Annotated in this window: 23 protein-coding genes, 1 tRNA gene and 1 riboswitch; of the genes, 14 read left to right on the top strand and 10 right to left on the bottom strand. The window is 56.6% G+C overall.

Annotation, left to right across the window (positions count from 1 at the left end):
• Positions 1–54 precede the first annotated feature (54 nt).
• Positions 55–1,158 (bottom strand): sodium-potassium/proton antiporter ChaA, encoded by a 1,104-nt coding sequence (chaA, locus tag LH86_RS17105; RefSeq protein ID WP_039303806.1) that lies wholly within the window; start codon positions 1,156–1,158, stop codon positions 55–57.
• Between the two features lie 572 nt (positions 1,159–1,730).
• Here chaA and LH86_RS17100 point away from each other — a divergent pair.
• Positions 1,731–2,426 (top strand): gamma-glutamylcyclotransferase, encoded by a 696-nt coding sequence (locus tag LH86_RS17100; protein ID WP_039303804.1) that lies wholly within the window; start codon positions 1,731–1,733, stop codon positions 2,424–2,426.
• A 34-nt stretch (positions 2,427–2,460) separates the two neighbouring features.
• On the opposite strand, the gene LH86_RS17095 is transcribed toward LH86_RS17100, so the two are convergent.
• The 3 genes from LH86_RS17095 to LH86_RS17085 all read right to left on the bottom strand — a co-directional run bounded on the left by LH86_RS17095 (position 2,461) and on the right by LH86_RS17085 (position 5,180).
• A complete protein-coding gene (locus LH86_RS17095) occupies positions 2,461–2,706 on the bottom strand; it encodes a DUF1883 domain-containing protein (RefSeq protein WP_039303802.1) in 246 nt (81 codons plus the stop codon).
• A gap of 222 nt (positions 2,707–2,928) precedes the next feature.
• Positions 2,929–4,716, bottom strand: coding sequence for a methyl-accepting chemotaxis protein (locus tag LH86_RS17090; RefSeq protein ID WP_039303799.1), 1,788 nt, complete (start codon positions 4,714–4,716; stop codon positions 2,929–2,931).
• A gap of 110 nt (positions 4,717–4,826) precedes the next feature.
• On the bottom strand, positions 4,827–5,180 hold the full coding sequence (locus LH86_RS17085) for a DsrE/DsrF/TusD sulfur relay family protein (protein ID WP_039303797.1): 354 nt from the start codon (positions 5,178–5,180) through the stop codon (positions 4,827–4,829).
• 160 nt (positions 5,181–5,340) lie between these two features.
• Between LH86_RS17085 and LH86_RS17080 the strand changes: the two genes are divergently transcribed.
• Entirely contained in the window at positions 5,341–6,741 is a 1,401-nt protein-coding gene (locus LH86_RS17080; RefSeq protein WP_039303795.1) for a YchO/YchP family invasin, read from the top strand.
• Positions 6,742–6,747: 6 nt separating this feature from the next.
• Here the strand turns inward: LH86_RS17080 and narL are convergent, their stop codons facing one another.
• Together narL and narX are read right to left on the bottom strand one after the other, a co-directional pair.
• Complete coding sequence (gene narL / locus LH86_RS17075; RefSeq protein WP_039303793.1) at positions 6,748–7,398, bottom strand: two-component system response regulator NarL; 651 nt, start codon at positions 7,396–7,398, stop codon at positions 6,748–6,750.
• Positions 7,395–9,188: a nitrate/nitrite two-component system sensor histidine kinase NarX gene (narX, locus tag LH86_RS17070; protein WP_039303790.1), complete on the bottom strand. Its 1,794-nt coding sequence runs from the start codon at positions 9,186–9,188 to the stop codon at positions 7,395–7,397. The genes narL and narX overlap by 4 nt, the downstream gene beginning before the upstream one ends.
• Before the next feature lie 307 nt (positions 9,189–9,495).
• Here narX and LH86_RS17065 point away from each other — a divergent pair, with 307 nt between their 5' ends.
• The 12 genes from LH86_RS17065 to crcB all read left to right on the top strand — a co-directional run bounded on the left by LH86_RS17065 (position 9,496) and on the right by crcB (position 23,423).
• Complete coding sequence (locus tag LH86_RS17065) at positions 9,496–10,887, top strand: NarK family nitrate/nitrite MFS transporter (protein ID WP_039303786.1); 1,392 nt, start codon at positions 9,496–9,498, stop codon at positions 10,885–10,887.
• 347 nt (positions 10,888–11,234) lie between these two features.
• Complete coding sequence (locus LH86_RS17060; RefSeq protein WP_039303782.1) at positions 11,235–14,981, top strand: nitrate reductase subunit alpha; 3,747 nt, start codon at positions 11,235–11,237, stop codon at positions 14,979–14,981.
• Entirely contained in the window at positions 14,978–16,516 is a 1,539-nt protein-coding gene (gene narH / locus LH86_RS17055; RefSeq protein ID WP_039303778.1) for a nitrate reductase subunit beta, read from the top strand. The genes LH86_RS17060 and narH overlap by 4 nt, the downstream gene beginning before the upstream one ends.
• Complete coding sequence (gene narJ, locus LH86_RS17050) at positions 16,513–17,217, top strand: nitrate reductase molybdenum cofactor assembly chaperone (RefSeq protein ID WP_039303776.1); 705 nt, start codon at positions 16,513–16,515, stop codon at positions 17,215–17,217. Before narH ends, narJ begins: the two co-directional genes overlap by 4 nt.
• Positions 17,217–17,894 carry a respiratory nitrate reductase subunit gamma gene (narI, locus tag LH86_RS17045; protein ID WP_039303774.1) on the top strand — a complete coding sequence of 226 codons (678 nt, stop codon included), beginning with the start codon at positions 17,217–17,219 and terminating at the stop codon, positions 17,892–17,894. The genes narJ and narI overlap by 1 nt, the downstream gene beginning before the upstream one ends.
• A gap of 133 nt (positions 17,895–18,027) precedes the next feature.
• Positions 18,028–18,369 carry a metalloregulator ArsR/SmtB family transcription factor gene (locus LH86_RS17040; protein ID WP_039303771.1) on the top strand — a complete coding sequence of 114 codons (342 nt, stop codon included), beginning with the start codon at positions 18,028–18,030 and terminating at the stop codon, positions 18,367–18,369.
• Positions 18,370–18,437: 68 nt separating this feature from the next.
• Positions 18,438–19,727, top strand: a complete 1,290-nt coding sequence (locus LH86_RS17035; protein WP_039303768.1) for an arsenic transporter — start codon at positions 18,438–18,440, stop codon at positions 19,725–19,727.
• 10 nt (positions 19,728–19,737) lie between these two features.
• A complete protein-coding gene (gene arsC, locus LH86_RS17030) occupies positions 19,738–20,166 on the top strand; it encodes a glutaredoxin-dependent arsenate reductase (protein WP_039303765.1) in 429 nt (142 codons plus the stop codon).
• A 36-nt stretch (positions 20,167–20,202) separates the two neighbouring features.
• Positions 20,203–20,272: riboswitch (Fluoride riboswitch) on the top strand.
• 79 nt (positions 20,273–20,351) lie between these two features.
• Positions 20,352–21,263 (top strand): DHHA2 domain-containing protein, encoded by a 912-nt coding sequence (locus tag LH86_RS17025; protein WP_039303762.1) that lies wholly within the window; start codon positions 20,352–20,354, stop codon positions 21,261–21,263.
• Positions 21,260–21,691, top strand: a complete 432-nt coding sequence (locus LH86_RS17020; RefSeq protein ID WP_039303760.1) for a universal stress protein — start codon at positions 21,260–21,262, stop codon at positions 21,689–21,691. The genes LH86_RS17025 and LH86_RS17020 overlap by 4 nt, the downstream gene beginning before the upstream one ends.
• Before the next feature lie 10 nt (positions 21,692–21,701).
• Positions 21,702–22,991, top strand: a complete 1,290-nt coding sequence (gene eno / locus LH86_RS17015) for a phosphopyruvate hydratase (protein WP_039303757.1) — start codon at positions 21,702–21,704, stop codon at positions 22,989–22,991.
• 54 nt (positions 22,992–23,045) lie between these two features.
• Entirely contained in the window at positions 23,046–23,423 is a 378-nt protein-coding gene (crcB, locus tag LH86_RS17010; RefSeq protein ID WP_039303754.1) for a fluoride efflux transporter CrcB, read from the top strand.
• 43 nt (positions 23,424–23,466) lie between these two features.
• Here the strand turns inward: crcB and arsA are convergent, their stop codons facing one another.
• The 4 genes from arsA to LH86_RS16990 form a co-directional block, all read right to left on the bottom strand.
• On the bottom strand, positions 23,467–25,236 hold the full coding sequence (gene arsA, locus LH86_RS17005) for an arsenical pump-driving ATPase (protein ID WP_039303751.1): 1,770 nt from the start codon (positions 25,234–25,236) through the stop codon (positions 23,467–23,469).
• 19 nt (positions 25,237–25,255) lie between these two features.
• The gene (locus LH86_RS17000) at positions 25,256–25,618 is read right to left on the bottom strand and encodes an arsenic metallochaperone ArsD family protein (RefSeq protein ID WP_039303748.1); all 363 of its coding nucleotides are present in this window, start codon (positions 25,616–25,618) and stop codon (positions 25,256–25,258) included.
• 74 nt (positions 25,619–25,692) lie between these two features.
• The gene (locus LH86_RS16995) at positions 25,693–26,238 is read right to left on the bottom strand and encodes a sigma-70 family RNA polymerase sigma factor (RefSeq protein ID WP_039303745.1); all 546 of its coding nucleotides are present in this window, start codon (positions 26,236–26,238) and stop codon (positions 25,693–25,695) included.
• Between the two features lie 490 nt (positions 26,239–26,728).
• Positions 26,729–26,813, bottom strand: a tRNA-Tyr gene (locus LH86_RS16990).
• Positions 26,814–26,827: the final 14 nt, after the last annotated feature.

Genomic DNA, 26,827 nt, shown 5'->3' with positions numbered 1-26,827 from the left:
CTCACGGGGAGAGGGAGTAAACACTAGAGACTGCCCTTACGGGCAGTCTGCTGTTTAGGCAAAGATGGTCATCAGGTAGGCGGCAAACAGCGCCAGGTGCGCGGTACCGTTAAGCACGTTGGTGCGGCCGGTGGAGAACGAAATCTGACACAGGACCAGCGCCGCCATCATAACCACCATCTGCGGCATGCCGAGGGCGAAAATAAGGTCGTTGCCGGTGAGCCAGGCAATCAGCGTCACCGCCGGTACGGTCAGGGAAATGGTGGCGAGCACGGAACCGAAGAACAGGTTCATGGCGCGCTGTACCTGGTTGCTCAGCACCGCTTTTAACGCGCCCAACCCTTCCGGAGACAGAATCAGCAAGGCGACCAGGAAGCCGGTGAACTGGGCCGGGGCATCCATCGCATCCAGAAGATGCTCCAGCGGGTTGGCGTTCATCTTGGTGACGGCGATCACCGCAATCAGGTGGACGATAAGCCAGGCCGTATGCCATGCGGAGCTGTGCGCGGACGGCTTGCCGTGGTGCGGGTCATCGCTGTCGCCTTCATCTTCGTGCTCGTAAACAAACAGGCTCTGGTGCGTTTTCGTCTGAATCAGCAGGAACACACCGTACATCGCGGCAGAAATCAGCGCCACAAGCAGGGACTGGCCCAGCGAGAAGTTGCCGCCCGGCAGCGCCATCGGGAACACCAGCACGATCACCGCCAGCGGGAAGAGGGCGATCAGGTACTGTTTGATACCAAACAGGTTCATGTACTGCGTGGCAAATTTGCGGCCGCCCATCAGCAGGGAGAAGCCCACAAGGCCGCCGGTCACAATCATGATGATGGAATAGAGCGTGTCGCGCATCAGCGTTGGGGCGGCATCGCCGGTGGCCATCAGCGCGGAAATCAGGCTAACTTCAAGAATAACGACCGACAGGCTCAGAATCAGTGAGCCGTAGGGTTCACCCAGACGGTGCGCCAGCACGTCCGCGTGACGAACAACGCTAAAGGCACTGCTCAGGATGGCGACCAGCGCCAAAATATTGATGCCGACAACCACCGGCAGGGACTGGCTTGACCCCCACATTGCCAGTACCGCCAGTGCCAGTACCGGGAAAATGAGAGAACTCTCCTTGTGGCGGGTTTTTACCGCCTCATGTTGTGTTTTTGTCATTCAACTTCTCCATCTCTGCAGGCGATAACCTGTTTTGATCATTATAGTCAGGTTTTTGAAGTCATATAAACTAACAAAAAACCGTCACTTTTAGTTAAACATTTACTTATTTTTACGGCATTTATTTGAATTTAAGTCAAGCTCATCAAAATACCGTGTGTTCTTTATTTAATTTAAATAAAACATATTGATATGAATTTAATTCAATCAAACAACCACTATTTTTGATGGCGTTTGTCCGGGGTATTGGCATGAAAATCACAACCTGAGTGTGAAATCAGTATGTTAGAGATACAGTAACGGGCGAGTGCATTGTTTACCAACAGAGATGTCATGAAAATTAACCTTCTATTGTGTGTGGTTAATTATTTGGTGACAGAGTAGCACACGTCAGTCTGGCAAGAAAAAATGACAATTTATCTGTTTTGTGATCGTCATCATGCTTGCCAGCGCGCGGTGAATTGCTTATGGTCTTGATATATTGCTCTATTAGTAGGCAAAAGTTGTCAATAAATGCCGGGAAGGCGCAGCGTGTGCAGTCGCACGGAAGCAAGCAGTGGCGGAGGTATATCGTGTTAACGCGTGATTTCTTAATGAAAGCGGATTGTAAGACGGCTTTTGGTGCCATTGAGGAATCGTTACTGTGGTCCCCTGAGCAGCGCTCGGCGTCACTTGCCGCCACGCTCGCTTGTCGCCCAGACCAAAGTCCGGTATGGCTCTTTGGTTACGGTTCATTGATGTGGAACCCGGCTTTTGAATTTGAAGAGTCAGCCCCCGGCATGCTGGTGGGCTGGCATCGTGCATTTTGCCTGCGGTTGACGGCGGGGCGTGGAACCGCCTGCCGTCCCGGACGTATGCTCGCGCTTAAAGAGGGCGGCAGAACGACCGGGCTGGCTTATCGGCTGCCGGAGGCAGGCCTGGAAGACGAGCTGACGCTGGTCTGGAAGCGGGAGATGATCACCGGCTGCTATTTGCCCACCTGGTGTAAACTCGAGTTGGATGATGGGCGGACGGTCAACGCGCTGGTGTTCATTATGGACCCGCGTCACCCGCTGTATGAGGCGGATACCCGGGCAGAAACCATCGCGCCGCTGATCGCTTCTGCCAGCGGGCCGCTGGGCACCAATGCGCAGTACCTTTTCTCTCTCGAGCAGGAGATGAAAAAGCACGGTATGCAGGACGATCGTATGTCCGAACTGGCAAATCAGGTGCGAGCCTGGCTGAGCGGACATGAGGATGACAGCGGGCTGCAGCCCGGCTTCGCATAGAAAGAAGAAGGCCACCGAAAGGTGGCCTTAGTTTTTATGCCGGAACATAACTGATGGAGTGCTCCAGCGATTGCGTGTGGCTGTCGATCAGCACCTTCCAGGTCCCGCTATAGGGCACGGCAATATAGGCCGACTGGCGATTTTGCACGCTTAACACGTCGGCCTCCGGGCTACCGTGCTTGTCTGAGTCGCACATCAAATGGATATGACAGTTATTCGAACAGCGAACCACCACGGTATCGCCACCAAAAAGTTTTAAACTGGCTTTTACTACTGGCATTTTTCACTCCACTTCCGCATCAAACATGGCCTGCTGGCCCCCAAAGGTGATGTCCTGGTTCGTGATGTTGTTCACAAATCACTCGTGGCATCACACCAGAGCCGAGAGGGGTAAATGCTGATGCTGATCAAAAAATGCCGCAACGATTAAACAATAATTATATTGTGCCTGAAACCTTTCAGCTGGCGGGTGTTTCGTTGGCAAACGTCCGCCAGCGCATCATTAAATACGGAAATGCCCCGCGGTTTCCGCTAACTCTCCAGCCTGACTTTGCAATGCACCCGCCGCCGCCGCAGATTCCACTACCAGCTCAGCATTCTGCTGCACCATATTGTCCAGATGGGTCACCGCGTGATTAATTTCCTGAATCCCTTTCATCTGTTCGTCAGCGGAGAGGGTTATCTCGCGCATGATGACCAAAACGCTGCCGACGCTTTGTTCTATTTTGTCCATCGCTTCACCGGCCTGGCGTACGTAAAGCGATCCATCGGCAACGCTTGCGGTGGTGGAGTCGATCAGGCTTTTGATCTCCTTCGCCGCCTGCGCGCTGCGACTGGCGAGGTTACGCACTTCACCTGCCACTACGGCAAATCCCCGGCCTTGTTCTCCGGCGCGAGCAGCCTCAACGGCAGCGTTTAATGCCAGGATATTGGTCTGGAAAGCGATGCTGTCAATGACGCCGGTGATGTCGCCAATCTTGCCGGAGGCTTGCTCAATGGCCTGCATGGTGACTATCACCTTCGACACGACTTCTCCCCCGCGTTCGGCGGCTTCACCGGCGCTGTGGGCCTGAGTGTTGGCCTGAGCGGCAGAAGCTGTAGAGTTTGCGACGGAGGCGGTGATCTGCTCTACGGCGCTGGCTGTTTCTCTCAGGCTGGAGGCGGCCTGCTCGGTGCGGGCAGAAAGCTCCTGATTGCCTGCGGCAATTTCGTTGGCGGCGACTTTTACTGAGGCGCTGGAATCCCTGAGCTGGGTCATCACCAGGCCCAGCTTGTCGCTGAAGGCGTTAAAGGCATGGGCGATTTCCGTCACTTCATCGTGACCGGTTTCGGGTAAGCGCTGCGACAGGTCGTTTGTGCCGTTGCTGATGGCACGCATCCCGTCGCGGATCGTCCCGAGGCGGCTCATCACCTTGCTAATCAACAGATGCACAATCGCACCGGAAATCAGCACCAGCACCAGTAGGGCAATGGCGGAAGCCTTCAGTAAAGCGCGCATCCCCGAAGTGGCATCATGTTCGTCGAGGGCCACGACCAGATACCAATGCGTACCGGCGATCGGCGTGGCCATCAGCTGCTTATTTGCTCCGCTGATGATACCGGTAGAACGGTGAGTATCGCCGAGCAACTGAGGTAAATCAGCCTGTTGAACGGCATCAGAAAAGGCTTTCAGCGTCAGGGTCGGATCCTGAGCGGCAATCAACGTTCCATCGCTATTGATCAGCAGCCCGCTGCTGGCGGGCGTAGGGTGAATGCTGCGCACGTTAGCCACCACGCTGTCCATCGCCACATCCCCCGCGACAACGGCTTTAAGGCTGCCATTTTGCTTAATGGGCACGGCAAAAGTCACGACCAGCTTACCGGTACCGGCGTCCACGTAAGGGGCGGTGACGACAGGGCCATCGTCCTTCACCACCTGCTGATACCACGGGCGCCCGGTGGGGTCGAAGTCGGCCGGTACCCCCGTCGGGTCAGAAAATTTTGCAGTTTTATTCGCATAGCCCACGTAGATATTGGTGAAGCCGCCGGCTTTGGCCAGTTGAGTGAAGACCGGGATGGGATCTTCACTCAGCGCGGCGTTTTCCAGCGAGCTAACGATCGCCATTTTTCCGCTGACCCAGTCGCCGATAGCGACGGAATGGCTCAGGCTGGTGCTGGTTAGTGTGTCGGTGATGGCGCGCTGGTTATCGCGGCTGGTGACGGTGTAATTGATAAAGGTGTTAAGACATAAAGCTGAGACCAGGCAAATTGCCGTGACTAAAAGAAGACGTGTACGAAGAGATCTAACCATAATTATTATCCTGCTGCTGTGTTGTCCTAAGCAAAATATCGGCAACAATTGCAGGTAACTTGATGGCGCGGGAGAGGGTATAAGCAAATAATATTCCCGCGCTGAAATAATTAGAAGGTTAGGGTTTTGTCCGACGCTAGCGTCCATTCGGCCAGTTCAACGAGCGTGCCGATGGCAACGCCTTCAATGAGCGGCAGGCTGGTGATCCCGCGCCCGTCGGTACAGGTTTTACAGAGCTTCACTGGCACACCTTGCGCGGTGAGGATCTCGAGCATCTGCTGAATGTTGTATCCCTCGGCGGGCTTCTGACCGCGCAGGCCAGCGGTAACCGCATCGGACATCAGGAACAGTTTTACTTCTGGCTGCGGCTCCTGGTCTCGCAGGGCGCTGGCCAGCCGCAAACTGTTAAAAAGCGACTCGCTGCCGTACGCTGCCCCGTTGGCAATAATGACTATCTTCTGCATGGGTTTCTCCTTGATGGTAACGCTGAGCGTAAGAAGCAGTGTATCGCCCTGAGTTATCTCTGGGTATGATTTGTGCCCGGGAAAGCAGGATTAATCCTGGAGTCATACATGCGTGTGGTTCTGGCCGTTAAGAGCAAAACCAGTGTGTTATCATTAAGCAATGCGTAGATTTGCCGTTCCGCTTTTGACTTTGTGTTGTTTGCTCCCTCGCCCGGGAGGGGCAATGAGCACCTCAAACAACGTTGTTCCCACCGTCCGAAACCCTTTCTCTTCTCCCGCTGATGACCTGCCCAACATGGGGCTTGCGCCTGAGACCGATGCTGCCGCGCGCAGGATTGCCGCGATGGCGAAGAAGTTTGGCGAAGACAGCATGGTGGATAACGGGCTGGATACCGGCGAGCAGGCCCGATTGTTCGCCTTTACCAGCCTGAGAGATTTACTGGCCGACAAAGTGACTGATGAAACCCAGACATTGCTTTCGCCGTGGGGTAAAGCCAGCGTTAATTTGCAGGTGGATGAACACGGCAGCTGGAAGGGCAGCAATGGCTCACTGTTCACGCCCTGGCAGGACAACAGCCGCTATCTGACCTGGAGTCAGCTTGGCCTTAGTCAGCAAAAAGACGGCACCACTGGCAACCTTGGGCTGGGGCAGCGCTGGGTCGCCGGCAACTGGCTGCTGGGCTACAACTCGTTCTACGATAACCAACTGACAACGCAGCTCCAGCGCGCGGGATTTGGCGCCGAAGCCTGGGGGGAATACCTGCGGCTTTCGGCCAACTATTACCAACCGCTAAACAGTTGGCGTGGGCAAACCGACACGCTTGAGCAACGCCTGGCCCGAGGCTATGACGTCACCGCGCAGGCCTGGCTGCCGTTTTATCGACATATTTTTACCAGCCTCAGCTTCGAACAATATTTTGGTGACAACGTCACGCTCTTCGACAACGATAGCGGATACCGAAATCCTGTCGCGGTGACTATGGGGATCAACTACACGCCCGTGCCGCTGATTACGTTGACGGCCCAGCATAAGCAGGGGGAAAGCGGGATCGCACAGGAAAACCTGGGGCTTAAGCTGAATTATCGTTTCGGCGTGCCGCTGCAAAAGCAGCTCTCGGCGGACGAAGTGGCAGCGGCGAGCTCGCTACGCGGCAGCCGCTACGATAGCGTTGAACGGGAATCCGTCCCGGTGATGCAGTTTCGCCAGCGTAAAACGCTGTCGGTATTCCTGGCCACACCGCCGTGGCAGCTGCAGTCGGGAGAAACAGTGTTGCTTAAGCTGCAGGTGAAAGCGACTCACGGCATCCGGCAGCTGGCATGGCAGGGGGATACCCAGGCACTCAGCCTGACGCCACCGGCCCAGCCGCGCAGCGCCGACGGCTGGAGCATTATTTTGCCTGCGTGGCAGGCAGGTGCCGACAATGAATATCATCTGTCGGTCACCGTGGAAGATGAAAAGGGGCAGCGAGTCGCGTCGAATGAGATTGTGCTCAAGCCCGCGGCTCCGCTGCTGATTGCTCCCGAAAGTGACCCACGTTACTCCTTGCTACCCGGGGAGTAACCGGCGTTAGAAAATGCGATCCTGATGAACCCAAACGGCGGCTTCCACCCGGGATTTAAGCTTCATTTTTTTCAGCAGGTGTTTGACGTGCACCTTCACCGTGCTTTCGGTGATGTCCAGGCGACGGGCGATCATCTTGTTAGGCAGGCCCTGGGCTATCAGCTTCAGGATATCGCGTTCCCGCGGCGTAAGCTGATTGACGTCACGGTCTGAGGTGGCGCGGTTAGCCCGCAGGCTGGCCGCCAGCACAGGCGTCAGCGCTTCGCTAAGTACCATTTCTCCCGCCGCGGCCTGCTGCAGGGCTTTAAGCAAGTCCTCCGGCTCCATGTCTTTCAGCAAATAGCCATCCGCACCGCGCTTAAGGGCGGTGACCACATCTTCTTCATGATTCGAAACGGTAAACACCACAATGCGCCCTGACAGCGCTTTTTCGCGCAGGCAGTCGAGCGTTTCCAGCCCGTTCATGCCCGGCATGTTCAGGTCGAGCAGGATCAGGTCTGGATCGAGCGCTTCGGCAAGCTGCACGCCCTGTTCGCCGCTGCCGGCTTCACCGATGACGGCCAGCTCTGGCGCCATGCTAATGAGCTGCTTAACGCCGGTACGCATCATGGGATGATCGTCTATCAGCAAAATGGTTGCTGCTTCCTGATTACTCATTCTTCGCTCCTTGTTACGGAAGAAAGCGGTGCTTCGGGGATAAAATTGACGACCACTTCGGTGCCGCCGCAGGGGCGGGGGCGTACCTGGCAGTCACCCTGCAAGGTTTGAGCGCGGTCGCGCATGATAATAAGGCCGTAATGATTGCTGCGCTCGCCGCTGCCGGAAATACCGCGCCCGTTGTCCCACACCGCCAGGCGTACCTGATTTCCGTGAAGGGTGACGCTAATGCCGCAGGCGCTGGCTGCCGCGTGTTTCAGGCTGTTGTTCAGCGCCTCGCGCGCGATCTGCACCAAATGGATAGCCTGGTGAGAAGGGACTAAGCGCGGCGGGAGCTGGTAGTCCAGCGTCACCGGGAAGCCCAGTTTGTCGCTGAACTCCTGGCAACTGGCCTCAAGCGCCGGGCGGAGGCCAGGCTCTGTGAGCTTCAGGCGGAAGGTGGTCAGTAATTCTCTCAGCTGCCGCCAGGAAGTATTCAACTCACCGCGTATTTGCTCCAGCAGCGTCCGGCTCTCTTCCGGCAGCGCTTTGCCCTGCATTTGCAGGCAGCTGACCTGCATCTTCATACAGGAAAGCGACTGGGCGATGGAGTCATGCAGTTCCCTGGCGATGGCGGAGCGCTCCTCCATCACCACTAACTGCTGCTGGTGCTCATACTGGCGCTCCATAGCGAGCGTGGCGGTGAGCTGTTCCATCAGCGTGGCGATAAGTTGCTGCTGATCTTCGGTCAGCGTTTTGCCCGAAGGCAACTGGGCCAGCACCAGACCGTAGTGGATATGATTATCGGTAAGGCGCCATTTCAGCGTAGTGGTGTCCTGCGGCAGCGCGGCCCCGGCATCCGGGCACAGCTGGCAGCCCTGGGCATCGCAGTGCGAGTCCGGCTGGAAAGTGTACTCCTGATAATTCTCTTCATCTTCGTACTCGTACACCCGCAGCACGATGCCCAGCAGCGGGGTTAAAACCTGGAGTTCGCTCAGTACGGGGGAAATACGCTGGCACAGCGGGGCCTGCGCGTGCAGGCGGCGGTTTGCCTCGTAGAGGAAGGTGAGCATCTGGTTTTTTTGCTCAAGCCCGGCGGTTTTCTCCCTGACTCGCCGCTCAAGCACCGCGTAGCTTTGCGCCAGCTCGCTGGACATGCTGTTAAGCGCGCTCCCGAGCGTGGCCATTTCGTCGCGCCCGCGAACAGTCACCCGCTGGGTGAAGTCCCTCTGACCAATGGCGGTGGCCATCGCCAGCAACTGGCGCCACGGGCGGAGTAATCTTTTGCGTAACCAAATCAGGGTAAAGACAATCAATATCCCGAGTAGCACCGCCATACCCTGCTGCAGCAAAATCACGTGATGCAGGCGCATCTCCGTGGTGCGATCAAAGGAGCTGACCAGTTCATCGATGCTGGCAACGAAATGGACGACGGCGGGTTTTACCTGCTGCGGCGTTTGGGCAGCAATCAGCGCCGGTTCGAGCGTGCTGCGCCAGTAATCTTGTAGCTCGCGGAGTTTGGCCTGCTGCCCGTCGCGTTCGGCGGCAAGGTGCAGATCGTCGCTCCACGTGGTTTGCTCCATTTCTCGCAGCAGCATTTTGTCCTGTTCCTTCAATGGAATGGCCGCCAGCAGGCGGTAGCTCTGCATGCGCATCGAGCCCGTTTTATTGATTGCGTGGGCATTGCCCGAGATCCCCTGGGCCAGCCAGCCGGCCATCGCCATTCCCGCCACGCTTAACATCGCCAGCAGCATGACAACCAGCGCGAGCTGATTGACCAGCGAAAGGGGAGAAAACAGGCGTTTTAGCATTGGCAAACGGGCTCCTGAGCGGGAAAGGTGAAGAGTGGCGCTATTTTCAGTCAACAGCTGGAGTATACCCATACCCCCAAAGGATTACCCCCTAATTGCCAAAGGTGGCAGGGCGTTGGGAGCGGCCGACAGCAAGCTTCGCAGGGGTGTGATAAATCACGTTATTTTTTTGCCAGAAGATTACTCACAAAGAATGAGGGGTTTTTTTTGCCCGCCGGAGAGATAGATTATCCCTTGATTTACATCAACTAATCTCGACGCAGGAACCCTAAGGTTGCGGCATTTACTCACACGAAATGAGGTGTTTATGTCACAGTCTCCCGTTCCTGAGAAGTCGTCGGGCGCACTGATTACCGACTGGCGGCCGGAAGACCCGCAGTTCTGGCAGCAGAAGGGCCACCGGATCGCCAGCCGCAACCTGTGGATTTCCGTTCCAAGCCTGCTGCTGGCCTTCTGCGTCTGGATGCTGTTCAGCGCGGTAGCGGTAAATTTGAATAAGGTCGGCTTCACGTTCACCACCGATCAGCTGTTTATGCTCACGGCGTTACCTTCCGTTTCCGGCGCGCTGCTGCGCGTGCCGTATTCGTTCATGGTGCCGGTCTTTGGCGGCCGTCGCTGGACGGCGTTCAGCACGGGGATTTTGATTATTCCGTGCGTCTGGCTGGGCTTTGCCGTACAGGACACCAGCACCTCGTTTAACACCTTCATCTGTATCTCGCTGCTGTGCGGCTTTGCCGGGGCGAACTTTGCCTCCAGCATGGCAAACATCAGCTTCTTCTTCCCGAAGGCAAAGCAGGGCGGTGCGCTGGGGATTAACGGCGGGCTGGGGAATATGGGCGTGAGCGTGATGCAGCTGGTGGCCCCGCTGGCGATCTCCCTGTCGATGTTTGCCGTTTTTGGCGGCAAAGGCGTGGCACAGGGCGACGGCACGATGCTGTTCCTGGAAAATGCCGCGTGGATTTGGGTACCGTTTCTGGCGGTATTCACTTTAGCGGCCTGGTTCGGGATGAACGATCTTTCGGCGTCCAAAGCCTCCCTGCGTGAACAGCTGCCGGTGCTTAAGCGTGGCCATCTCTGGATTCTGGGGCTGCTCTACCTGGCGACATTTGGCTCGTTTATCGGTTTTTCCGCCGGGTTTGCGATGCTGTCTAAAACACAGTTCCCGGACGTCAATATTCTGCATTTCGCCTTCTTTGGGCCGCTGTTTGGCGCCCTGGCTCGTTCTGCCGGTGGGGCGATTTCCGACCGCTGGGGCGGCACCCGGGTTTCGCTGTATAACTTTATCCTGATGGCAATATTCAGCGCGCTGCTGTTCACCACGCTGCCATCTAATGGTCAGGGCGGGAACTTTATCGCCTTCTTCGGCGTGTTCCTGATGCTGTTCCTCACGGCCGGGCTGGGCAGTGGCTCGACTTTCCAGATGATTTCCGTGATTTTCCGCAAGCTGACAATGGACAGAGTTAAAGCCGCCGGTGGCAGCGATGAAGTCGCCCTGCGAGAGGCCGCCACGGATACCGCCGCAGCGCTGGGGTTTATTTCGGCCATTGGGGCTATCGGGGGGTTCTTTATCCCTAAGGCCTTCGGCACCTCTCTGGCGTTGACTGGTTCGCCTGCTGGGGCGATGAAGCTGTTCCTCGTCTTTTATATTGTGTGCGTGGTTATTACCTGGGCCGTTTATGGCCGGAAATCCTCACGCTAAAGCTTTGACCTCTTTGGTTATCCCTTTGCGCGGCTTTGTCCGCGCTTTTTTTTGCCCTTTACGTTTTCAGCGGTGGTTAATTCGCCGCCTACCCCTTAATACCCAAACCCGGCGTGCCGCTACCCCTTCTCTGATAAGTTTTGATTTTTTTGTATTTATATTCAGTTAGTTAGTGATTTTTCAAGCCTTACACTTTGGTGGTAGTGGCCGCCGGGCGACCAAAAACCACACCAGGAGCAGTTGATCGTTATCAAAAATCCCCTGCTTTCGAGGCGTTACCGTCTCGGGCATCAAGCAATGTCGATTTCACCAGAAGAGCCACCAGGCTCCACATCAGGAGTATCCCGATGAGCAAGTTCCTCGACCGGTTTCGTTATTTCAGGCAGAAGGGAGACACCTTCGCCAATGGACACGGCCAGCTACTCGATACCAATCGCGACTGGGAAGAAGGGTATCGCCAGCGCTGGCAGCATGACAAAGTGGTGCGCTCTACGCACGGCGTGAACTGCACCGGCTCCTGCAGCTGGAAGATTTATGTCAAAAGCGGCCTGGTGACCTGGGAAACCCAGCAAACTGACTACCCGCGTACCCGCCCGGATATGCCTAACCACGAACCTCGCGGCTGCCCGCGTGGCGCAAGCTATTCATGGTATCTCTACAGCGCCAACCGTCTGAAGTACCCGCAGATGCGTAAACGCCTGATCAAGCTGTGGCGCGAAGCGAAAACGCAGTATAACGATCCGGTTGAAGCCTGGGCATCGATCATCAACGATCCTGACAAAGCCAAAAGCTACAAACAGGCCCGTGGCCGCGGGGGATTTGTTCGTTCGAGCTGGGAAGAAGTTAACGAACTGATTGCAGCGGCGAACGTCTATACCGCAAAAACCTATGGCCCGGACCGTATCACCGGCTTCTCACCGATCCCGGCTATGTCGATGGTTTCTTACGCCGCAGGCACCCGCTATCTGTCGCTTATCGGCGGCACCTGCATGAGCTTCTATGACTGGTACTGCGACCTGCCGCCAGCGTCTCCGCAAACCTGGGGCGAACAGACTGACGTGCCTGAGTCCGCCGACTGGTACAACGCCGGTTACATCATCGCCTGGGGCTCCAACGTCCCGCAGACGCGTACCCCGGACGCCCACTTCTTCACCGAAGTTCGCTACAAAGGCACCAAAACGGTGGCCGTTACGCCGGACTATGCGGAAATCTCCAAGCTGTGCGACCAGTGGCTGGCACCGAAGCAGGGAACGGATGCCGCGATGGCGATGGCAATGGGCCACGTTATGCTGCGGGAGTTCCATCTCGACCAACCAAGCCAGTACTTCACCGACTACGTTCGCCGCTACACCGACATGCCAATGCTGGTGACGCTGGAACCGCGTGACGGTTTCTATGCGCCAGCTAATCTGCTGCGGGCGGCAGACCTGGTCGACAGTCTCGGCCAGGAAAATAACCCGCAGTGGAAAACCGTGGCGCTGGCTGACCACTCCGGTGAGCTGGTCGCACCGAACGGATCTATCGGCTTCCGCTGGGGTGAGAAAGGTAAGTGGAACCTGGAGCAGCGTGACGGCAGCACCGGAGAAGAAACCGCGCTGCGTCTGAGCCTGCTGGGCAGCCACGATGAAGTCGCCGAGGTGGGCTTCCCGTACTTTGGCGGTGAGAGCACCGAACATTTCGACAACGTCAAACTGAAAGACGTGCTGCTGCATAAGCTGCCGGTTAAACGCCTGCAGCTGGCGGACGGCTCAAGCGTGCTGGTGGCAACGGTTTACGATCTCACCCTGGCTAACTACGGCCTGGATCGTGGCCTGAACGATGATAACTGCGCCAGCAGCTACGATGAAATGAAGGCTTATACGCCCGCCTGGGCCGAGCAGATCACCGGCGTGCCTCGACAGGATATCGTGCGTATCGCCCGCGAGTTTGCGGATAACGCAGACAAAACTCATGGCCGCTCGATGATTATCGTGGGTGCGGGCGTGAACCACTGGTTCCATATGGATATGGCCTACCGCGGGCTGATCAATATGCTGATCTTCTGCGGCAGCATCGGGCAGAGCGGCGGTGGCTGGGGCCACTACGTTGGCCAGGAAAAACTGCGTCCGCAGACCGGCTGGATGCCGCTGGCGTTTGCCCTCGACTGGCAGCGCCCGCCTCGCCACATGAACAGCACCTCCTACTTCTATAACCACTCCAGCCAGTGGCGCTATGAGACGGTGACGGCGGACGAGTTCCTGTCGCCGCTGGCGGATAAGTCCCGCTACACCGGCCATCTGATCGACTTCAACGTGCGCGCCGAGCGTATGGGCTGGCTGCCGTCTGCCCCGCAGCTCGGCACTAACCCGCTGCGCATTGCTGACCGGGCGAAAGAGGCCGGAATGTCGCCGGTGGATTACACCGTTGAACAACTTAAATCCGGCGGTATCCGCTTCGCGGCGGAGCAGCCGGACTCCGGCTATAACCACCCGCGCAATATGTTTATCTGGCGTTCGAACCTGCTGGGCTCTTCCGGGAAGGGGCATGAATTTATGCTCAAATACCTGCTGGGCACCGAGCATGGCATTCAGGGGAAAGACCTGGGCCAGGAAGGTGGGCTGATGCCGGAAGAGGTGGAGTGGGTGGATAACGGCCTGGACGGCAAGCTGGATCTGGTGGTCACCCTGGATTTCCGCCTGTCGAGCACCTGCCTCTATTCCGACATTGTGCTGCCGACCGCCACCTGGTATGAGAAAGAAGATCTGAACACTTCGGATATGCATCCGTTTATTCACCCGTTCTCCGCCGCCGTGGATCCTTGTTGGGAGTCGAAGAGCGACTGGGAAATCTACAAAGGCATCGCGAAGAAATTCTCTGAAGTGTGCGTCGGCCACCTCGGGAAAGAGACCGATGTTGTGACGCTGCCGATTCAGCATGATTCCGCCGCCGAACTGGCTCAGCCGTATGGCGTCATGGACTGGAAGAAAGGCGAATGTGACCTGATCCCGGGCAAGACCGCGCCGCACATTATTGCCGTTGAGCGCGACTATCCGGCGACGTACGAACGCTTTACTTCCGTCGGGCCGCTGTTGGAGAAAATGGGCAACGGCGGGAAAGGCATTAGCTGGAATACCGAGAAAGAAGTCGAGTTCCTGCGCAAGCTCAACTACGTGAAGACCGACGGCCCGGCTAAAGGCCAGCCGATGATCAACACGGCCATTGATGCCGCCGAGGTTGTGCTCAGCCTGGCGCCGGAAACCAACGGTCAGGTGGCGGTGAAAGCCTGGGCTGCGCTCAGCGAATTTACCGGCCGCGACCACACTCACCTCGCACTGCCGAAAGAAGAAGAGAAGATTCGCTTCCGCGACATTCAGGTTCAGCCGCGCAAAATCATCTCCAGCCCGACCTGGTCCGGCCTGGAAGATGAACATGTCTCCTATAACGCGGGCTATACCAACGTGCACGAGCTGATCCCGTGGCGCACCCTGTCCGGCCGCCAGCAGCTTTATCAGGATCATCAGTGGATGCGCGACTTTGGCGAAAGCCTCGTGGTGTACCGTCCGCCGATTGATACCCGTTCCGTGGACGGCATGATGGGCCACAAGTCCAACGGCAACCCGGAAAAAGCGCTTAACTTCCTGACGCCGCACCAGAAATGGGGCATCCACTCCACCTACAGCGACAACCTGTTGATGCTGACGCTGGGGCGTGGTGGCCCGATTATCTGGCTGTGTGAAGCGGATGCGAAGGAAATCGGCATCGCCGATAACGACTGGGTTGAAGTGTTTAACAAAAACGGGGCGCTGACGGCGCGCGCGGTAGTGAGCCAGCGCGTTCCAGCCGGGATGACGATGATGTACCACGCGCAGGAACGCATCATGAACCTGCCGGGCTCTGAAATCACCGGCCAGCGCGGCGGCATTCATAACTCGGTGACCCGCATCACGCTGAAGCCAACCCACATGATTGGCGGCTACGCCCAGTTGGCCTACAGCTTTAACTATTACGGCACGGTCGGCTCTAACCGCGATGAGTTCGTGGTGGTTCGCAAGATGAAAGACATTAACTGGTTAGACGGCGAAGGCAATGACCAGGTACAGGAGAGCGTAAAATGAAAATTCGTTCACAAATTGGCATGGTGCTGAATCTGGACAAATGCATCGGCTGCCATACCTGCTCGGTGACCTGCAAAAACGTCTGGACCAGCCGCGAAGGAACGGAATACGCGTGGTTTAACAACGTGGAAACCAAGCCAGGCCTGGGCTACCCAAACGACTGGGAGAACCAGGAAAAATGGAAGGGCGGCTGGATCCGCAAAATCAACGGCAAGCTGCAGCCTCGCATGGGCAACCGCGCGATGCTGCTGGGTAAAATCTTCGCTAACCCGCATTTACCGGGCATCGATGATTATTACGAGCCGTTTGACTACGACTACCAGAACCTGCACACCGCGCCGGAGGGCAGCAAAGCGCAGCCCGTGGCCCGACCTCGCTCGCTGATTACCGGCCAGCGAATGAACAAAATCGAATCCGGCCCGAACTGGGAAGAGCTCCTCGGCGGCGAATTTGAAAAACGCGCGCAGGACCAGAACTTCGTCAATATGCAAAAGGCGATGTACGGCCAGTTCGAAAACACCTTCATGATGTACCTGCCGCGCCTGTGCGAGCACTGCCTGAACCCGGCCTGCGTCGCCACCTGCCCGAGCGGGGCTATCTACAAGCGCGAAGAAGACGGCATTGTCCTGATTGACCAGGATAAATGCCGCGGCTGGCGGATGTGCATCACCGGCTGCCCGTACAAAAAAATCTACTTCAACTGGAAAAGCGGCAAGTCCGAGAAGTGCATTTTCTGCTATCCGCGCATTGAAGCCGGGATGCCAACGGTTTGCTCCGAAACCTGCGTAGGGCGTATTCGCTACCTCGGCGTGCTGCTGTATGACGCCGATGCGATTGAGCAGGCGGCGAGCACGGAAGACGAGAAAGATCTGTATCAGCGCCAGCTGGACGTATTCCTCGATCCGAACGATCCGGCGGTCATTGCTCAAGCGCTGAAAGACGGGATCCCTCAGGGCGTGATTACGGCGGCTCAGCAGTCGCCGGTGTACAAAATGGCGATGGACTGGAAGCTGGCGCTGCCGTTGCACCCGGAATACCGCACGCTACCGATGGTCTGGTACGTGCCACCGCTGTCGCCGATTCAGTCCGCGAGCGATGCGGGACAGCTGCCGCATACCGGCATTCTACCTGACGTCGAAAGCCTGCGTATTCCGGTGGAGTATCTGGCGAATCTGCTGACTGCCGGAGACACCGCGCCGGTGCTGCTGGCGCTGAAGCGCATGATGGCGATGCGTCACTACAAACGGGCTGAAACCGTTGAAGGCGTGATCGACACTCGCGCGCTGGAAGAGGTGGGGTTAACCGAAGCTCAGGCGCAGGAGATGTACCGCTACCTGGCTATCGCTAACTACGAAGATCGCTTTGTGGTGCCGACCAGCCATCGCGAACTGGCGGAGAACTCTTTCCCTGAGCACAGCGGCTGCGGCTTTAGCTTCGGCGACGGTTGCCACGGCAGCGACACCAAATTCAATCTGTTCAATAGTCGCCGGATTGATGCCATCGACGTCTCAAGCAAAACGGAGCCGCATCCATGATTGAATTACTGATTATCTCCCGCCTGCTGGAGTACCCGGATGCCGCTCTGTGGCAGCATCATCAGGAGCTGCATGAGGCGCTGGCCCAGAGTGAGGCATTAACGGAAATGCAGCGCGCCAGTCTGGATGGATTTATCGATTCACTCTGCCAGCGGGAGCTGCTGGACGCGCAATCAAGCTACAGCGAGCTGTTCGATCGTGGCAGAGCCACTTCACTGCTGCTGTTCGAGCACGTTCACGGTGAATCGCGCGATCGTGGCCAGGCGATGGTTAACCTGATGAACCAGTATCAGCAGGCCGGGTTGGAAATAGACAGCCATGAGCTGCCGGACCATCTGCCGCTCTACCTGGAATACCTGTCCCAGCGCTCGCGGGCAGAAGCGCAGGGCGGGTTGCAGGATATTGCGCCGATCCTGGCTTTGCTCAGCGCCCGCCTAAAGCAGCGTGAGAGCGACTATGCGCTGCTGTTCGACCTGCTGATTGCTCTTGCTGAAAGCGACGTCAGCGTGGAAACCGTTCGCCAGCAAATTGCTAACGAAGCGCGCGACGACACGCCTCAGGCGCTGGATGCGGTGTGGGAAGAGGAGCAGGTGAAATTCATGGCCGATGACAGCTGCGGAGAGACTGAAATTACCGCGCACCAGCGTCGTTTTGCCGGGGCGGTGGCTCCGCAGTACCTGAATATTGCAGGAGGGAAATAATGCATTTTCTCAACGTTTTCTTCTTTGACATCTACCCGTACCTTTGCGGCGCCGTTTTCCTGATTGGCAGTTGGCTTCGCTATGACTACGGGCAATACACCTGGCGCGCCGCGTCCAGCCAGATGCTGGATCGCAAGGGCATGAATCTGGCCTCAAACCTGTTTCATTTTGGCATTCTTGGGATTTTTGCCGGGCACTTCCTCGGCATGCTGACGCCGCACTGGATGTACGAAGCGTTTTTGCCGCTGGAAATTAAACAGAAAATGGCCATGTTTGCCGGCGGAGCCAGCGGCGTGATGACGCTGGTGGGCGGCCTGTTGCTGCTGAAGCGTCGCCTGTTCAGCCCACGCATTCGTGCCACCACCACTGGGGCCGATATCCTGATCCTCAGCCTGCTGATGCTCCAGTGCGCGCTGGGGCTGGGCACGATTCCGTTCTCCGCCCAGCATATGGACGGCAGCGAAATGATGAAGCTGGTGAACTGGGCGCAGCACGTGGTGACCTTCCGCGGCGGAGCCTCGGAATACCTGGACGGCGTGGCGTTTATTTTCCGCGTCCATCTGGTGCTGGGCATGACGCTGTTCCTGCTGTTCCCGTTCTCGCGCCTGGTGCATATCTGGAGCGCGCCGGTGGAATACCTGACGCGTAAATACCAGATTGTTCGCGCTCGCCGCTAGTCGGTATGCATTATCAAAAACCCGGTTTCTACCGGGTTTTTTTCATTAAAAACAAATTCGAATATCCGAATATGATGATTGACTTTATCGCGATGAGGCTTACTATGGCAGCGCCTACTCAAGAGATCTCACCATGACTGCACTGACGCCTTTACAGCTTTTTAAACACCTGTCGGAAGAAACCCGCCTTTCCATCACCCTGCTGTTGAGGGCGAAAAGCGAGCTTTGCGTCTGCGAACTGACCGCTGTACTGAACCTGCCGCAGCCTAAGGTCTCCCGGCATTTGGCGATGCTACGTGAAGGCGGTTTGCTGCAGGACAGAAGAGAGGGGAAGTGGGTTTATTATCGCCTTTCGCCGCATATGCCCGCGTGGGCGGCGGCGGTCATTGAGCAGGCCTGGCAAAGCCATGGGCACGAAGTGCTGGAGCGTTTGAAACACATCGAGGCGAGTGGGGCTATGGCGCTTTGCCAGTAAAAAAAATTTAACTATACATATTCGTTTTTTCATATATGAATGCGCTGTTTTACTGAAGTGGGGTGAACATGTTTTTAGCAGGAACACTATTTCTTCTTACCCTGGGGCTGGTTATCTGGCAGCCGCGCGGGTTGGGCATTGGCTGGAGTGCCGCGCTGGGTGCTGGGTTGGCCCTGGTGACGGGCGTCGTTCAGATCGACGATATTCCCGTGGTGTGGGCGATTGTCTGGAACGCTACGGCGACCTTCATCGCGGTGATTATTATTAGTCTGCTGCTGGATGAGTCTGGCTTTTTTGAGTGGGCGGCACTGCACGTTGCCCGCTGGGGAAAAGGGCATGGGCGGCTGCTGTTCACCTGGATTGTGCTGCTTGGGGCAGCCGTGGCGGCGCTGTTTGCCAACGATGGCGCGGCGCTGATTCTGACGCCGATTGTTATCGCCATGCTGCTGGCCCTCGGCTTTAGCCCCGGTGCGACATTAGCCTTTGTGATGGCCGCGGGCTTTATCGCCGATACGGCAAGCTTGCCGCTGATTGTTTCTAACCTGGTGAATATCGTTTCTGCGGACTTCTTCCAGCTTGGGTTCAGCGAATACGCCTCGGTGATGGTGCCGGTCAACCTCGCCGCGATTGTGGCCACGCTTGTCATGCTGCATCTGTTTTTCCGCAGAGAAATTCCCCCGGTTTACGACCTTGAACTGTTGAAAACCCCGACCAGCGCCATCAGGGACCCGGCTACGTTCAGGGCGGGATGGGTTGTCCTTGTCCTGCTGCTGGTGGGCTTTTTTGCGCTGGAGCCGCTGGGGATCCCGGTCAGTGCGATAGCCGCCGTAGGGGCGTTGATTCTCCTGGCGGTAGCGAAAAAAGGGCAGGCGATCAATACCGGCAAAGTGCTGCGCGGCGCGCCCTGGCAGATCGTGATTTTCTCTCTCGGAATGTATCTGGTGGTTTATGGCCTGCGCAACGCCGGTTTAACTGATCAGCTTTCCGGCTTGCTCAACATGCTGGCACAGCATGGGCTTTGGACGGCAACGCTTGGGACGGGATTTATTACCGCCTTCCTGTCGTCCGTGATGAACAACATGCCCACGGTGCTGGTCGGTGCCTTGTCGATTGAGGGCAGCAGCGCGGGTGGCGTCATTAAAGAAGCGATGATTTACGCCAACGTTATCGGCTGCGATCTCGGGCCAAAAATTACGCCTATCGGCAGCCTTGCCACGCTGCTGTGGCTGCATGTGCTTGCCCAGAAGAAGCTGACTATCAGTTGGGGTTATTACTTCCGGACCGGCATTGTGATGACGCTGCCGGTGTTGTTCGTCACGCTCGCGGCGCTTGCTCTGCGCCTTTCTTTCTCTCACTGAGTGACCGTCTATGAGCAATATTACGATTTACCACAATCCTGAATGCGGCACGTCCCGCAACACGCTGGCGATGATCCGCAACAGCGGCACGGAGCCCACGATTATCTATTACCTCGAGACGCCGCCGTCCCCTGAAGAGCTTGCCGTGTTACTGGCCGACATGGCGATCGGCGCCCGCGAATTGCTGCGAAAAAACGTTGAGCCTTATGAAGCTTTAGGGCTGGAGGAAGGGCAGTTCAGCGAGGAACAACTTATTGAGTTGATGGTGCAGTACCCGCCGTTAATTAACCGCCCGATTGTGGTGACTGAGCGGGGGACGAGACTTTGCCGCCCTTCAGAGCGCGTGCTGGATATTCTGCCTGAAGTGCAGCAGGGCGCGTTCAGTAAAGAGGACGGCGAGCAGGTTGTGGATGAGCAGGGCCAGCGCCTGAAACCGTAAAACCTGCTTGAAACCCTGAGGGGAAGGGTTCACAATGCTCTGCAAGGTGATGGCGTTCCACCTTCCCCAACCGCCTCGTTCGGAGGCTGATGACGCCTGGTATGACTCTTTTAATCCAAGAGGCATGTCAGGCTGGTCAACGTTTACCCCCGGCTCTGCATGCTTCCCTTAACGGGGCTCGAGCCATGATACATGTCATTGGTCACCTTCATCCCGACAGCGATGCCGTTTGCAGCGCCGTGATGGTTGCTCGTTGGTTAACGCTGCGGGGACGCACGGCACAGGCGTGGCGCTGCGGTGAGGTTAACCGTGAAACTGAACTGATTTTCTCCCGCGCCGGGCTTCCTCTACCCGCGCTTCTCTCTTCTTCTCTTAGCAATAAAGACATCTGGCTGGTGGATTTTAACGAGCCAGGGCAAGGGCCAGACTCGCTTATCACCGGCAACATTGTCGGGATCATCGATCATCACCGTTTGGGCGGGCTGATAACCCGGCTGCCGCCAGAGGTGTGCATTAAACCTGTGGGCAGCACGGCCACGGTGCTCTGGCAGCTCATGGACTCCCGACTTCGGGCCGGGATCTCTGCCAGCGAAGCTATTCTGCTCCTCGGGGCGCTGATCAGTGACACCGTCGCGCTACGTTCGCCCACGACCACGCCTGAGGATCGGCTGGCAGCGGATGAACTGGCCGGGCGCATCGGTATCGATTATGAAGAGTTTATTGCCGACTTGCTGACGGCCAAGACCTCTGTGGCCGGGCTGGGCGCGAGGGAACTGTTGTACAAAGATCTCAAGCGTTTTGACATTAACGGTGTTCGGCTAAAAATTGCGCAGCTGGAGCTCTACTCTCTAACGCAACTTGCTCCTCTGCTGGATGCCCTGCTGGAAGAAATGAACCGGCATGCAGCCGACTCCGATGTCGATCTTATCGTGTTGATGGTGACCGACATTAATGCCGGGCTTTCCGAACTCTATTTCTCCACCTCTGCATTGATTCCCGGGGCGCAGCCCCGCGTGATGCACGGCATGATGAGCCGTAAAAAACAACTTCTCCCCTGGCTGCAAAGCCAACTCAACCCTGCCTGGAGCCCGCTATGAGTCTCTATTCCCACGTTCTCGTACTTATTCAGGGCAAGACCGACGGACTGGTGCTGATTCAACATGCCGCTCGTTTGGCCGGGGCGCTGCCTGTCCAAATCACCCTCGTCCACATTAGCGAAGACTATCGGGAGATGAATTATGTCTCCGATGCGCGAATGGATGACAACGTTTCTGCCGACCTGATTCAGGCGAAAGCGTTGTTTAGCGAGCTGGTGCGCTCCGTCAACGTGCCGGTAAAAACGTGGGAACTGGTCACGTTGAACCGCTTTGAAGACCTTGAAAAATGCATTTCTTCACTGGGAGTGGACCTGGTGCTGGCCGGGCACCGCAACCGCTGGCTGGGGCAGATCTCTTCTGACTCGATGGAATACGTCAATCACCTGAATGTTGACGTGCTGATTAAACATATCGATGGCAAAAAATGAGGTAATCACCATGAATTTTATGCTGGATAAAATTGTTGCTCGTGAAATTTTGGATTCTCGTGGGAACCCAACCGTTGAAGTTGATGCTTATACCGCAGAGGGCGTTATGGCCCGGGCCTCGGTTCCGTCCGGTGCCAGCACCGGCTCCAGGGAGGCCATTGAGCGAAGAGATGGCGATAAACAGCGCTACAACGGCAAGGGCGTGCAGAACGCGGTGCATTCGATCAACACCGAGATTCATCAGGCGCTTATGGGCGTTGATGCCCGCGAACAGCGGCGGGTGGATAACATTCTGCTTGATCTGGACGGCACGGAAAACAAGGCGCGTCTGGGGGCTAATGCCATTCTCGGTGTTTCTTTGGCCGTGGCGCGGCTTGCCGCTCAGGTGACTGACCAGCCGCTGTTTCGTTATCTCGGCGGGCTGAGGGCAAATCTCTTGCCGGTTCCCTGCATGAATATTGTTAACGGCGGGGTGCATGCCCGTGGGCAGGGGGCGGATTTTCAGGAGTTTATGATTGCGCCGCATGGGGCGGGCAGTCTGACCGAAGCCGTGCGCCAGGGGAGTGAAGTCTACCAGGCGCTTCGCCAGATCCTGCTGGATAACAATCTTTCCGCGGCCGTCGGGGATGAGGGCGGATTTGCCCCGGCGGTGTCCTCTAATAAACAACCTTTGCAGTTTATCGTGCAGGCGATTGAGAAAGCTGGCTACCGGCCTGGGGAAGATATCAGCATCTGTATAGACCCCGCCTCCAGCGAATTCTATACAGAGGGTAAATACCACTTAAGAACAGAAAGGAGCGCGCTTAGCGCCGCAGAGATGACGAGCTATTATGCCGAGCTGCTGGGCCAGTTTCCTATTGTGCTGCTGGAAGATGGACTGGCCGAGAATGACTGGGCAGGCTGGAAACACCTGAACCAAAAATTGGGCAACAGGGTCGAACTGGTTGGGGACGATCTCTTCGTGACTAACGTGAAATACATCCGACGTGGCATAGAAGAAAACCTGGCTAACTCGGCGCTGATCAAGCTGAACCAGATAGGCACCCTGAGCGAAACTTTAGACGCGGTGGCACTTTGCCAGCAGCACGGCTGGGGAACGTTTATTTCGCACCGCAGCGGTGAAACGACGGACAGCTTTATTGCCGACATGACGGTTGCCCTGCGTGCGGGGCACCTGAAAACCGGCGCGCCATGCCGGGGTGAAAGGGTAGAAAAATATAATCAGCTGATGCGAATTGAACAGGCGTTAGGTGCCGATGCGCATTTTGCCGGACGTGGCGCTTTTATTCACAAACGCTAAAAATAAAGTTCTTATTTAACAACATCGTATCGTTTAGATCTTTTTGAGGGAAATATGGTTAAACCACTGTTTGCAGTTATTATTGGCGGCTCGGCTGGGTGTGTGATTCGCTGGCTCCTTGCGTTACGCCTGAATGGCCTTTTCCCTCATTTGCCCCTCGGCACGCTGGCGGTCAACCTGCTCGCCGGATTGATCATTGGTGGCGCGCTGGCTTTCTTTCTGCGCCAGCCACATCTGGACCCGATGTGGAAACTGTTGATCACCACCGGCCTGTGCGGCGGCATGAGTACCTTCTCAACCTTTTCTGTTGAGCTATTTTCTCTGCTGCAGGGGGGAAATTATGCCTGGGCGATGGCGTCCGTTTTCGCTCATGTGCTGGGTTCAGTGTTAATGACCGCGGTCGGTTTTTTTGTCATAAATGCCGTGATGTAACTTCTGCGGACTCAGGTTGCCTGAGTCCGTTTTTTTTTAAAGCTTAGTTTCTCCCGCTCAGTTTCATCAGCCGTTCGATGCCCACCGGTTCTTCAGGCTGAAGCGGCGTAAGGGCTATGCGTCTGGCGTGTACGCTCTGAATCTCCTGAATAATCGGTATTTCTCTGCTGGCTCTGGCTGTCAGCAGCGGGGATGAGGGCTGCGCGGCGGCGATGCTGTTGTTGATGATCCACGCCCAGGGTTCAATCGCGGCCCGCCGCAGATCGTTTTGCAGATTAACAGCCTCCAGCATCGGGGTTGTTTCCGCCAGCGTGACGATAATCACCCTGGTTTGCTCCGGGTCCTGCAGCTGCATCATCGGCGTGAGATAGCGCTCTTCAGTATTGCCCATCTGGCGCACCATCTCTCTGTGGTAGTTGCCTGAGGCATCCAGCAGTAAAAGAGTATGTCCGGTGGGTGCGGTATCCATAATCACAAAATGGTCATCCGCCTCTTTGATGATGCGGGAGAACGCCTGGAACACCGCAATTTCCTCGGTGCAGGGGGATCGCAGATCCTCTTCCAGCACGGCTCGTCCGGCGTCATCAAGATCTTTGCCCTGATTGTCCATGACAAAGCGGCGGTAGCGCTCGGTTTCTGCTTTGGGATCAATTCGGCTCACCGTCAGGCCGGGCATGGCATCAGCAAGGGTATAGGAGAGATGCGCCGCCGGGTCGGACGTTGTCAGATGAACGTTATGCCCGCGACTGGCCAATGCGACGGCCAGCGAGGCAGCAAGCGTGGTTTTTCCTACGCCGCCTTTGCCCATCGTCATTACCAGGCCTTTGCCTGCGTGGCTTAATTCATCCACTAAAGTCGAAAGCGGAGGCAAAGATGGAGCATCGACCAGATCCGGGATATCAGCGGTTGAGGGCTGTTCATCCACGGGGTTAAGTAGCGCTCGCAGGGCATTCACCCCCACCAGATTGAATGATTTTAGCGGTAAGCGAGTTTGTGGGAGCCGCAGCAAATTATCAGGCATGTCCGTTAACGCTCTTTCTTCTCTCGCCATAATACTTAGTGCCAGCGGATCGCGCTCATCGGGCTGTGGCGTCAGCACCCCATTAATGGCGAGGTGCTGATGCTTCAAACCCAGGTGAGAAAGCTCGTCGTGGGTGTGTGAAACCTCTTTCAGCGTGGAAGTTTGTGCGCGGGCGACCAGCACCAGACGAGTCAGGTTTTCATCCGCCAGAGCGGCGACGGCATTCGCATATTGATGTTGCTGTTTTTCAAGCCCGACCAGCGGGCCAGGATTCGCGGCGGCATCCGGGTTAGCGTCCAGATAGCCGCTCCATGCGCCCGGCAGTTCAAGCATGCGGATAGTGTGACCGGTGGGGGCGGTGTCGAACACAATATGCTGATATTTCTCGCGTAATGGTTCGCTGGTCAATAGCGCGGTGAACTCGTCAAAGGCGGCGATTTCGGTCGTGCATGAGCCGGAAAGCTGCTCCTCTATGCTGCTCACCACGTCCGCCGGCATTTGATCCCGCACCGGGTTAAGAACCCTGTCACGGTAAGCCTGTGCGGCGGCGAGCGGGTCGACTTCCATCGCATCCAGGCCCGGGACTTGTTCCACAGTCACGATTCGATGTCCGATCTGCTGATTGAATACCTGCCCTACGTTAGACGCCGGGTCGGTGCTCACCAGCAGCGTACGTTTCCCGCTGTCGGCCAGCCAAACAGCCGTCGCGCAGGCCAGAGAGGTTTTGCCCACGCCGCCTTTGCCGGTAAAGAAAATAAACTGCGGGATGTCGGTGAAGAAAGACATTTGCATGATGTGCTCCTGAGATAAATTAAGGCAGGCGGGGGATGGTGCAGCAGCCGGGTTCAGCGCTGTGTTGTTCCCAGTCCTGGGTGAAGGGGACGTTGGCCCAACGGGCCAGATCCACGCGGTTCGGGCGTTTACCGGCCAGGGCTAATGCGCCATCGACCAGCACAATCGGCAGCACGCTGGAGCCAGACTCATTCAGGAGATGTTTCACCGTGGGGTTATTGATAAAGCTGGCGGGATTTTTAGCCAGATTGTACCGCTCAATAGCGATACCGTTTTGCTTCGCCCAGTCGAGATCGGCGCTCCACTGCAGATCGGCTTGCTGGACGTTTACGCTGCTCGTCGCGCAGCAGCCGGCTGCCTCATAAATTTCAATTCTGGCCATATTGTTTGCCTCAAAAGTAAGCCACGAAGTGTGGTATTGAGGTAAACGAACGAGGGAGGAAAAGGATGCAAAAATTAATGCATTTTTTTATGGCAGCAGACGGGGGAGTGTTCATCCGCTTCGATGTCACAAAGCTCAATCAGTTTTTGCTTCAGGCTCGATCTTGCACGCAACAACCTTGATTTCAGAGCGCTCAGCGTCAGGTTCAGTTCATTGGCAATGTCCTGCTGCGGGCGACGGTGAATATCACATTGCTCAATAAGCCAGGCTTCACCGGCAGGAAGTGACTGGAGAGTTTCCGGCAGGCATTGCGCCAGGGAGGAAACGGGTTCGGCCAGGGAGGCGTCGTGAATCAGTGACTCAGGGACTTCAACGAACGTTTTTCCCAGACGATGCTCGTCAATCAGCAGGTTTCTCGCTGCGCGATAGAGCCAGGCTAAGGGATAATCCATCTCGCAGAATGTTCCGGCGTGAGCCCGGGCCTTTAAAAACAGTTCCTGCAGCAGGTCTGAGGCTTTATCCGGATCGGCGGTTTTGGCTAACAGGAAGTGGTACAGCTCGGCCTGATGCTGACGCCAGAAAGGGGTCATGCAGCGATTGAAGGTTTTTATATCAGGCATCTTATTTCCTCTGAATGAATGCGGAAATAGCATAACGCAGTTCCGGGCGGGGCCGAAAGCGCTACGGATGACGTGGTTGATCTGATGCGGGGGAAGGATGACCGCGCCAGCGCGTTCTCACTGACGTGAGTCGAACCTTAATCGAAGCTTCTCGTCCTTCCCCAGCGGGGATCTGGAAGATTGTTCAAGTTTTGACGTTGAGATTTGTTCTGGAAGAGGGTGGCGGGGGAAGGATGACCGCGCAAGCGCGTTCTCACTGGCGTGAGTCGAACTTTAATCGAAGCTTCTCGTCCTTCCCCAGCGGGAATTTGGAAGATTGTGCGAATTTTGAAGTTAGGATTTGTTCTGAAAGATGGTGGCGGGGGAAGGATGACCGCGCAAGCGCGTTCTCACTGGCGTGAGTCGAACCTTAATCGAAGCTTCTCGTCCTTCCCCAACGGGGATCTGGAAGATTGTGCAGGTTTTTTGGGTTTGGATTTGTTCTGAAAGATGGTGGCGGGGGAAGGATTCGAACCTTCGAAGTCGATGACGGCAGATTTACAGTCTGCTCCCTTTGGCCGCTCGGGAACCCCGCCAGGGGTAATGCTTT

The sequence above is a fragment of the Cedecea neteri genome (assembly GCF_000758325.1).
In the GTDB taxonomy this organism is placed as follows: Bacteria; Pseudomonadota; Gammaproteobacteria; order Enterobacterales; family Enterobacteriaceae; genus Cedecea; species Cedecea neteri_B.
The sequence above is the reverse complement of the archived record's forward strand: the minus strand, read 5'-3'. Positions and strand labels throughout refer to the sequence as shown.

Bases quoted from the DNA above. Each gene is read 5' to 3' on its own strand.
- chaA (WP_039303806.1), bottom strand. From the start codon at position 1,158: ATGACAAAAACACAACATGAGGCGGTAAAAACCCGCCACAAGGAGAGT.
- LH86_RS17095 (WP_039303802.1), bottom strand. From the start codon at position 2,706: ATGCCAGTAGTAAAAGCCAGTTTAAAACTTTTTGGTGGCGATACCGTG.
- LH86_RS17090 (WP_039303799.1), bottom strand. From the start codon at position 4,716: ATGGTTAGATCTCTTCGTACACGTCTTCTTTTAGTCACGGCAATTTGC.
- LH86_RS17085 (WP_039303797.1), bottom strand. From the start codon at position 5,180: ATGCAGAAGATAGTCATTATTGCCAACGGGGCAGCGTACGGCAGCGAG.
- LH86_RS17080 (WP_039303795.1), top strand. From the start codon at position 5,341: ATGCGTAGATTTGCCGTTCCGCTTTTGACTTTGTGTTGTTTGCTCCCT.
- narL (WP_039303793.1), bottom strand. From the start codon at position 7,398: ATGAGTAATCAGGAAGCAGCAACCATTTTGCTGATAGACGATCATCCC.
- narX (WP_039303790.1), bottom strand. From the start codon at position 9,188: ATGCTAAAACGCCTGTTTTCTCCCCTTTCGCTGGTCAATCAGCTCGCG.
- LH86_RS17065 (WP_039303786.1), top strand. From the start codon at position 9,496: ATGTCACAGTCTCCCGTTCCTGAGAAGTCGTCGGGCGCACTGATTACC.
- LH86_RS17060 (WP_039303782.1), top strand. From the start codon at position 11,235: ATGAGCAAGTTCCTCGACCGGTTTCGTTATTTCAGGCAGAAGGGAGAC.
- narH (WP_039303778.1), top strand. From the start codon at position 14,978: ATGAAAATTCGTTCACAAATTGGCATGGTGCTGAATCTGGACAAATGC.
- narJ (WP_039303776.1), top strand. From the start codon at position 16,513: ATGATTGAATTACTGATTATCTCCCGCCTGCTGGAGTACCCGGATGCC.
- narI (WP_039303774.1), top strand. From the start codon at position 17,217: ATGCATTTTCTCAACGTTTTCTTCTTTGACATCTACCCGTACCTTTGC.
- LH86_RS17040 (WP_039303771.1), top strand. From the start codon at position 18,028: ATGACTGCACTGACGCCTTTACAGCTTTTTAAACACCTGTCGGAAGAA.
- LH86_RS17035 (WP_039303768.1), top strand. From the start codon at position 18,438: ATGTTTTTAGCAGGAACACTATTTCTTCTTACCCTGGGGCTGGTTATC.
- arsC (WP_039303765.1), top strand. From the start codon at position 19,738: ATGAGCAATATTACGATTTACCACAATCCTGAATGCGGCACGTCCCGC.
- LH86_RS17025 (WP_039303762.1), top strand. From the start codon at position 20,352: ATGATACATGTCATTGGTCACCTTCATCCCGACAGCGATGCCGTTTGC.
- LH86_RS17020 (WP_039303760.1), top strand. From the start codon at position 21,260: ATGAGTCTCTATTCCCACGTTCTCGTACTTATTCAGGGCAAGACCGAC.
- eno (WP_039303757.1), top strand. From the start codon at position 21,702: ATGAATTTTATGCTGGATAAAATTGTTGCTCGTGAAATTTTGGATTCT.
- crcB (WP_039303754.1), top strand. From the start codon at position 23,046: ATGGTTAAACCACTGTTTGCAGTTATTATTGGCGGCTCGGCTGGGTGT.
- arsA (WP_039303751.1), bottom strand. From the start codon at position 25,236: ATGCAAATGTCTTTCTTCACCGACATCCCGCAGTTTATTTTCTTTACC.
- LH86_RS17000 (WP_039303748.1), bottom strand. From the start codon at position 25,618: ATGGCCAGAATTGAAATTTATGAGGCAGCCGGCTGCTGCGCGACGAGC.
- LH86_RS16995 (WP_039303745.1), bottom strand. From the start codon at position 26,238: ATGCCTGATATAAAAACCTTCAATCGCTGCATGACCCCTTTCTGGCGT.